5 protein-coding genes are annotated in these 5,919 nt (G+C 40.6%); 3 read left to right on the forward strand and 2 right to left on the reverse strand.

Features of this window, described 5'->3' with window-relative positions; translation table 11 throughout:
- Nucleotides 1-160: 160 nt before the first annotated feature.
- Nucleotides 161-1,810, forward strand: coding sequence for an alkaline phosphatase PafA (pafA, locus tag ACEW8U_RS06930; protein WP_373521311.1), 1,650 nt, complete (start codon nt 161-163; stop codon nt 1,808-1,810).
- Between the two features lie 323 nt (nt 1,811-2,133).
- On the opposite strand, the gene ACEW8U_RS06935 is transcribed toward pafA, so the two are convergent.
- Complete coding sequence (locus tag ACEW8U_RS06935) at nt 2,134-3,297, reverse strand: homogentisate 1,2-dioxygenase (RefSeq protein WP_373521312.1); 1,164 nt, start codon at nt 3,295-3,297, stop codon at nt 2,134-2,136.
- A gap of 220 nt (nt 3,298-3,517) precedes the next feature.
- Nucleotides 3,518-3,715: a CsbD family protein gene (locus tag ACEW8U_RS06940; protein WP_373521313.1), complete on the reverse strand. Its 198-nt coding sequence runs from the start codon at nt 3,713-3,715 to the stop codon at nt 3,518-3,520.
- Between the two features lie 84 nt (nt 3,716-3,799).
- Between ACEW8U_RS06940 and ACEW8U_RS06945 the strand changes: the two genes are divergently transcribed.
- Together ACEW8U_RS06945 and ACEW8U_RS06950 are read left to right on the forward strand one after the other, a co-directional pair.
- The gene (locus ACEW8U_RS06945) at nt 3,800-4,588 is read left to right on the forward strand and encodes a family 16 glycosylhydrolase (RefSeq protein WP_373521314.1); all 789 of its coding nucleotides are present in this window, start codon (nt 3,800-3,802) and stop codon (nt 4,586-4,588) included.
- A gap of 101 nt (nt 4,589-4,689) precedes the next feature.
- Nucleotides 4,690-5,919, forward strand: a 1,230-nt coding sequence (locus ACEW8U_RS06950) for an ATP-dependent DNA helicase RecQ (protein ID WP_373521315.1), incomplete at its 3' end; no start/stop codon positions are given.

Below are 5,919 nucleotides of genomic sequence, written 5' to 3' on the forward strand. Positions count from 1 at the left end.
TGTTTGAAATTGAAATATACAATCAGTTTTCAAAACTCAATTGCCAATCATCAATTTTTAATCCTTTTCCCTATATTGGATTGGTCATTTAACAGAATGTTAACAAGGCATCCAAAGATGAATCCCTATATTTACCCATTCCAAACAGTACAAAGACATAATGAAAAGATTGATCATGATTCTGTTGGCGACCGCGATGGTTACCACTTCCTTTTCGCAAAGTGTAAAAACTGACGCACCAAAAAAACCAAAACTCGTTGTAGGCATCGTCATCGATCAGATGAGACAGGAGTATTTTTACAAATTCCAAGACCGATATACGGAGGGTGGATTTAAGAGGCTTTTGGATCAGGGTTTTGTCATGAAAAACGGACATTACAACTATATCCCAACTTTTACCGGACCCGGTCATGCATCGGTTTATACAGGTGCAACACCTTCCACCCACGGAATCATTTCCAACAATTGGTATGTCAGGGATTTGGACAAAATGATTTATTGTGCAGAAGACAGTACCGTCAATGCTGTTGGGGGTTCTGCATCAAATGGCAAAATCTCCCCAAGAAATATGCTGAGCACCACCATTTCTGATGAATTGAGATTTTCTACCAACAAAAGATCAAGGACGGTAGCCATTGCCATCAAAGACCGTGGGGCATCCCTTCCTGCCGGGCATACAGGAGACGCGTATTGGTTTGACAGCAATACAGGTGATTTCATGACTTCCACATATTATTATGATTCTTTACCGTATTGGGTGAAATCTTTCAATGAAAAGAAACTGGCTGAGAAGTACCTATCCCAAAAGTGGGAGACCCTTTTTCCGGTAGAATCTTATGTTCAGAGTATTGTGGATGACAATGAATTCGAAGGTCCTTTTATCGGGATGGAAAAAACGGTCTTCCCTTATGACTTGCCTACTTTAAGGGAAAACAATGATAATTTTGGATTGATATCCTCCACTCCTTTTGGCAATTCATTGACCATGGATATGGCTTATGCGGCTATTGAAGGGGAAAAATTGGGGAAAGGAAAAGACACAGATCTTTTGGCAGTCAGTTTTTCTTCCCCTGATTATATCGGTCACCGGTTTGGACCGACCTCTGTTGAACTGGAAGACAGTTACCTGAGATTGGACCGGGACTTTGAAAAATTCTTCAATTACCTGGACAAGGAATATGGCAAAGATGAATACCTAGTTTTTGTAACTGCCGACCATGCTGTGGCCGATATTGTGGAATATATGCAAAGCGAAAATGTCCCCGCAGGGAATTTTAACACACGATTTGTTTTGACCCAACTCAGGGGTTTTTGTGTCGTCAATTATGGTGAAGGAAATTGGATTTCCAGTTTGTCGAATGAGCAGGTTTATCTAAACCAAAACCTGATAAAAGAAAAAGGTTTAAATTCGGAAAAGATTCAAAGAGACCTTGCGGAATTTTTGCTTTCATCTAGATTTGAAGGGATTAAAGAGGTGTATACCGCAACGGATATGCGCCGAATGGATTATGTGACAGGTAGAAAACATCTTTTACAAATGGGCTATAACCACAAGGCTTCTGGTGATCTGCTCCTGATTTTGGAGCCTGCCTGGTTGAGCAATTCTTATAGAGGAACCACCCATGGCACAGGTTATACTTATGACACCCATGTGCCGATTGTATTTATGGGCTGGGGCATCAAGCCTGGACAAAGTTCCCGATATGTAACGGTGACCGACATTGCCCCTACCCTTTCCATGCTCTTGAATATCCGACTTCCCAATGGTGCCACGGGGCAGCCTATTTTGGAGATTGTGGATGTTCATTAAAATTTTTCCCAACTATAATATTGATCTCTGAATCTTATGTTAAATTCTTACCGATCAGATATTGGAAGATATTTGATATTCATTGATATTGATTAGAAAAATCTATCGCTTTTTCCAATTTTTTTAATATAAACTTCAAGCCAAAAGTTTCAAGGTATGAATGACCCTAATCTTGTGGCTAATTTTTTTATTTTGGCTTTAAGCTATCCTTCCAATAGGGTTGCTATTCAAATAAATGTTCGTTTCTAACCAATATCCCCTAATATCCAATATCGATAAATATCTGAATGAACCTAATAACGGCAAATTCTGATACTATATATTTATTCCGTCCAGGACTTGGGATAAGCTGGATCCACAAAATCCAGTCCCTGAGTTGTTACTGACAAAGGCTTGAAAGTATCCAACATCACTGCAAGTTCCTCTGTGGATTTTGCCCCAATGGATTTTTCTACTGTTCCCGGATGTGGCCCGTGCGGTAATCCTCCTACGTGCATTGTAAATGAACCCCTATCAATCCCTTTTCTGCTCATAAACTCCCCTTCGGCATAATACAGCACCTCATCTGAATCTATATTGCTGTGATTGTAGGGTGCAGGAATGGCCAAAGGATGATAATCAAATAACCTCGGCACAAATGAACAGATCACAAATCCCCAGGCCTGAAAAGTCTGATGTACCGGTGGCGGCTGATGGATACGTCCTGTAATAGGCTCAAAATCATGGATCGATAATGCATAGGGATACAGGTAACCGTCCCAACCTACGATATCCAGTGGTGAATGGCCATAAGTGTAAGGATGTAACATTCCTCCTTTTTTGATCTGGACAAGATAATCTCCCTTTTCAGCCTCTACTTTCAATTCTCCCGGTGGCCGGATGTCCCTTTCGCAATAAGGAGAATGCTCCAAAAGCTGCCCAACTTCATTTCTGTATCTCTTCACTGTCTCTATCGGACCTTTGGACTCTATCACCAATAACCTCAACGGCCCCTCTTCCTTCCATTCAAATCTGTAGATGGTGGTCCTGGGTATAACTATGTAATCTCCCTGTCTTACTTCCAGTTTTCCAAATTGGGAATACATCACTCCTTCTCCATCGTGCACATAAATCAGTTCATCCCCGTCTGCATTTTTGAAATAGTAATCCATTTTTCTTTCCTCGGGAGAACAGATACCCATCATGACATCACTGTTCATCATGAGCATTTTTCTGGCATTGAGGTAATCTTTCCCTGTAGTTCCCACCCCTGCTGTCTTCAAATGGGTTTGTTTCAAACCATAGCCTTTGGCCGGTTCCCATGAATAGGAAACAGAGTCACCTATAGATTTGACATTGTTCGGATTATGGATATGATATAAGTTGGAATAGATTCCAGAAAAACCTTTAGAACTTACCAGTTCTTCTTTGTACAGGCTTCCGTCAGGCTGCCTAAACTGCGTGTGTCTTTTAGGAGGGATGCTTCCGAGTCTGCAATAATATGCCATGGATATTTGGGTTAATTCTTATATAAGCAAAATATGATTTTCCGTATTGAAGCCAGTCACCTAATTCCCTTTGCTTTTCGAGACGGAAGTCGGAAGACCGAAGATGGCTTAAATCTATATTTAACCAGCCAATAGACTAGTTTAACCTCTATTCAGTCAATAAGGAAGATAACCATGCAAAAATAATAAAAAAAGCGGCTCTTGCCGCTTTCTATTATTTTTACGCTTCCTCTTTTTCGAAGAGCATTTGACTTAACTCTTCTTTGGCTGCTCCGGTTTTTTTCTGAAGCTTACCAAGCAACTGATCTTCCTGCCCTTCGGCATAGGCCAGATCGTCATCTGTGAGTTCTCCATATTTTTCCTTTAATTTACCTTTCATCTCGTTCCAGTTTCCTTTTAATTTCAGTTCCATTGACATAACAAAATTGGTTTATAGTTTAAAATATAATTTAGGATATATAAAACAAATACCGTTCCAATTAGACTATTTAACATTTATTTTATGAAAATTATAATATTACCTATAATTACCATTTGTTTCCTGCTAAGTTGTCAGGTTAATTCCAGCGAAAACTTGATCTGGGCGGATGAATTTGAATATACCGGTCTTCCTGACCCCGATAAATGGACTTATGATGTCGGAGACCATGGCTGGGGCAACAATGAGTTGCAATTCTATACTGAAGAAAAAACTGAGAATGCCAGGGTTGAAAATGGCCGGTTGATCATTGAAGCCCATCAGGACAGCAGCTACTCAAAAGGATATTCCTCTGCAAAATTGCATACCAAAGGCAATGCCTCTTGGCAATATGGCTTTATTGAAATCAAAGCCAAGCTTCCAAAAGGTATTGGAACCTGGCCGGCTATTTGGATGATGCCCGAAGAAAGCAAATATGGGAGATGGCCCAAAAGTGGGGAGATTGACATTATGGAACATGTCGGATATGACCAAGGAGTAATCCATGGGACGGTTCATACCGATGCATTCAACCATAGAAAAGGCACTCAAAAAGGTGCACAGATTCAAGTTCCGACCTGTTCTGATGAATTTCATGTCTACGCCATTGATTGGTTGGAAGACAGAATTGATTTTTATTTAGATGGAGAACAGTACCATACTTTTGAGAATACAGGGAACAATTTTGAAGAATGGCCTTTTGACCATCCCTTTTACCTGATTTTGAATATTGCCATAGGTGGAGATTGGGGTGGAGCCAAAGGTGTTGATCCTGATATATGGCCCCAAAGGATGGAAGTGGAATATGTCAGAGTTTATAGCGAAAAACCGTGAAAAGAAAATTAACCGTTTAATTTCCTTCTTGATTTTTTTTACAAAAGTCTGTTTTCGTAAATTAGTTCTGTCAACTTTTGTAGCATTAAATCCCTTACTTTATGTCGTCTACCGCCACTCTTTCAGCCAACGAAGTCCTTCAACAATATTTTGGATATAGTGATTTTAGAGGTAACCAAAAAGCTATCATCAAATCTGTCCTAGACAAAAATGATACGATAGTACTCATGCCAACAGGCGGAGGGAAGTCGGTATGCTATCAGGTACCGGCTATGGTCCTAGATGGTTTGACGGTGGTAATTTCTCCTTTGATTTCCCTGATGAAAGATCAGGTGGATGCATTGAACAGCAACGGTATCCCTGCTGCATTTCTCAATTCTTCTCAGGGAATAAGTGAACAAAGACATATTTCTTCAGAGATACAAGCCGGAAAAATCAAGCTGCTGTACATTGCACCCGAACGGCTTTTTAGGGGTGCTTATCCTTTGGTCGATTTTCTGAAGTCCATCAACCTTTCACTTATTGCAGTGGATGAAGCACATTGTATTTCACAATGGGGGCATGATTTCCGTCCGGAGTATCTCAAAGTGGGCGATTTAAGAAAAGAACTTTCTGACATTCCTTTCATTGCCCTCACGGCTACGGCGGATAAACTCACCCGTCAGGATATTGCCGAAAAGCTTTTTTTCAAGTCTCCAAAATGGTTTGTTTCTTCTTTTGACAGAAGCAATATTACCTACCGGGTTACTGCCAAAAGGCAGGCCATGGAAAAATTGTTGGAATTTTTGGATTTTCATCAAAAGGATTCAGGAATTATCTACTGTCTTTCCCGGAAAAATGTAGAGGTAACTGCGCTCAAATTACAGGAAGCAGGTCTTTCCGCCCTTCCATACCATGCGGGATTATCGAGAGAAGAGCGGGAAAAAAACCAGGAATTTTTCATCAAAGACGAAGTCAAAATCATGGTGGCCACCATTGCATTTGGCATGGGTATAGACAAATCCAATGTGCGCTATGTGGTCCACATGAATATGCCACAGAATATTGAGGGTTACTATCAGGAAACCGGAAGGGCAGGTAGGGATGGGCTTCCAAGTGATGCCCTGCTATTTTTCAGTACAGGAGACGCCATTACTTTGGGCAGAATGCTGGAGCAATCGGAAAACCATGAGTTTTCTGAAATCATGCAGCGGAAGCTGGACAAAATGAAAGATTTTTGTCAAAGCAGGATTTGCAGAAGAAAATATCTCCTCAACTATTTTGGCGAAAGCCATGAGGGAAATTGTGGCAACTGCGATATCTGTTTTCAAAAAGGCAATCTTCAGGATATG

It is taken from the genome of Aquiflexum sp., from assembly GCF_041751335.1.
Classification (GTDB): domain Bacteria; phylum Bacteroidota; class Bacteroidia; order Cytophagales; family Cyclobacteriaceae; genus Aquiflexum.

Bases quoted from the DNA above. Each gene is read 5' to 3' on its own strand.
- ACEW8U_RS06935 (WP_373521312.1), bottom strand. From the start codon at position 3,297: ATGGCATATTATTGCAGACTCGGAAGCATCCCTCCTAAAAGACACACG.
- ACEW8U_RS06940 (WP_373521313.1), bottom strand. From the start codon at position 3,715: ATGTCAATGGAACTGAAATTAAAAGGAAACTGGAACGAGATGAAAGGT.
- ACEW8U_RS06945 (WP_373521314.1), top strand. From the start codon at position 3,800: ATGAAAATTATAATATTACCTATAATTACCATTTGTTTCCTGCTAAGT.
- pafA (WP_373521311.1), top strand. From the start codon at position 161: ATGAAAAGATTGATCATGATTCTGTTGGCGACCGCGATGGTTACCACT.